At 34.5% G+C, this 1,976-nt stretch carries 2 protein-coding genes; both read right to left on the bottom strand.

The window, feature by feature from the left end:
* Nucleotides 1-308 precede the first annotated feature (308 nt).
* A complete protein-coding gene (locus tag BM097_RS16465) occupies nt 309-485 on the bottom strand; it encodes a hypothetical protein (RefSeq protein WP_177197492.1) in 177 nt (58 codons plus the stop codon).
* Between the two features lies 1 nt (nt 486).
* The gene (locus BM097_RS15940; RefSeq protein WP_090552691.1) at nt 487-1,695 is read right to left on the bottom strand and encodes a hypothetical protein; all 1,209 of its coding nucleotides are present in this window, start codon (nt 1,693-1,695) and stop codon (nt 487-489) included.
* Nucleotides 1,696-1,976: the final 281 nt, after the last annotated feature.

Raw genomic sequence — 1,976 nt, 5'->3', positions numbered from 1 at the left:
AAGATGATCTTGAGGAACCAAGTCATCAGTGCATACAAATTCAATCTGCTTTCTAGCCTTCTCATTTTGTTCTGTAATCATTATTCTAACCCCTTATTTTGATAGTATTATTATACCAAAAAAGAGGCGAAAAAGCTTGTAAAATCAAGGTTTTTTTAGACTTTAGAAGGACTAAAAATGAAAGAACTGGAGTCCGCAGACTCCAGTTCCTCCTTATAAAAAAGAAAAGGTCGCGGCGAAAGCCGCGACACTTTGTCTACAGTCTGAGTGCCATTCATTTGAATAGCACTCTCTTCCGTTAATATTCCTTACCAATCATCCTCATCATTATCCCAGGATGATGTAATATGCAACTCTCCTGATTCCATATCCATTGCCATATTATCAGACATTCTCATCATATAGTTACCATCAGAATCCATAGCAGTATTATCTGATGTTCTCATGCAGTAATCTCCATCCGTATAATCAAAAAATATACCCATTCTATGAATCTCCTTTCAATGCTAGAGTCTTCTTGTAATAATCGTTTGTGCTATTGATTAAATCTGCTAATTCTTTACAGCTCTTTTTGACCTGTATAAGATTCGTCATTATCTCTTCCTTCGGTTGATTATAAACAAATGAAATCATGTCAGTTATCTCACTGGTAAAAATATATCCAGTGATGTTACTTCGTTGCTCTTCTATCATCTTTTCATCAGGCGTATAACTACAACTACTAATCCATACTTCTAATGTCTGTTCTACCATAGATGAAATTGTTTCATATACCTTTTTATTATGTTCTGCAGCCTTCTCTAGAACTACTTTGGCAGATTCAATCTTTTTAGCTTGAATCATCTTATCTATAACTTCACCTAAATAAGGATATATAAAAGTATTGTTGCACTTATTTATATTCTTAACTTTAAAATCTCTAGAAAAATACTCTAGCATTTTAGGGCTGGCGTTAACTAATGCATCTATCATATTTTCATTGCGATATTTTTCCTCACGAGTAAGCCCCACAGAATAATTTGCATTATGCATCAATGGATTTTCCCTAGCACATAATCCATCTAGCACTTCAAAATCTTCGTTTTCAATTGCTAGTGCTATCATGTTTGTGCGTATATAATCTTCGTACTGAATCTGCATAGGAACCGAATAATCAACTGAACCTATTTCTCTTCGCTTTATATTTGTACCACCGCCATAAGTATATCCTTTATCCTGCCAGCCACTATTATCGACAAACCAAATATAATCGTGATTCATCATATACTTCAAAAAAGCGTAGTTCTTGTACTCAAAAGCGTAGTCTAAAATTGTTTTTCCATATTCATCAGGATTCAAAATCAACTTATCTTCTCTCTGAATATGTTTTTCCCAAACATCTGGATCATTAGACAACGCAACATCATAATTTGTCACATGACTAGATGATGAAGAAAATACAGTACCGCCACTGATTAGCTCTTCACAGGACACTCCAAGTATTTCAGTAAATGCTGGCAAATCAAATACTTGAATACTCTTCTTTCCTTTGATTATCTGAGAAAGACGGTTTGCCATCTTTCTAACGTCTTCTTCAGTACAGTCGAAGCCGTTTAAATTCAAATATCTCCTACAAAATTCTCTTTGGGATATTTCCTTATCGGCAATAAGTTTCTTTATGTAAGGTCCCACAATATCTTTCTTTACTTCGTACATGGATTGTTCTCCTATCTATTTCTTGCCTAAAATATACACCCTGTATATTCCAATAATCTATCATTTATTTGCATACACTATTTGCATATTTTATTTTGCATTATCATCTAGTGTATGCTCTTAGCATACATAGTTATATAGACTATTATCATATATGTAAACCAAGGCGAATTCATATAAAAAATCGGGTAATCAAACTATCTGAGGGGCAGTCTTTTTGAGGGGCTAGTTTGAGGGTACGGTTTGAGGGGCACTTTTGAGGGGCTGGTTTGAGGGTTCGG

The sequence above is a fragment of the Pseudobutyrivibrio sp. OR37 genome (assembly GCF_900113655.1).
In the GTDB taxonomy this organism is placed as follows: domain Bacteria; phylum Bacillota; class Clostridia; order Lachnospirales; family Lachnospiraceae; genus Pseudobutyrivibrio.
The sequence above is the reverse complement of the archived record's forward strand: the minus strand, read 5'-3'. Positions and strand labels throughout refer to the sequence as shown.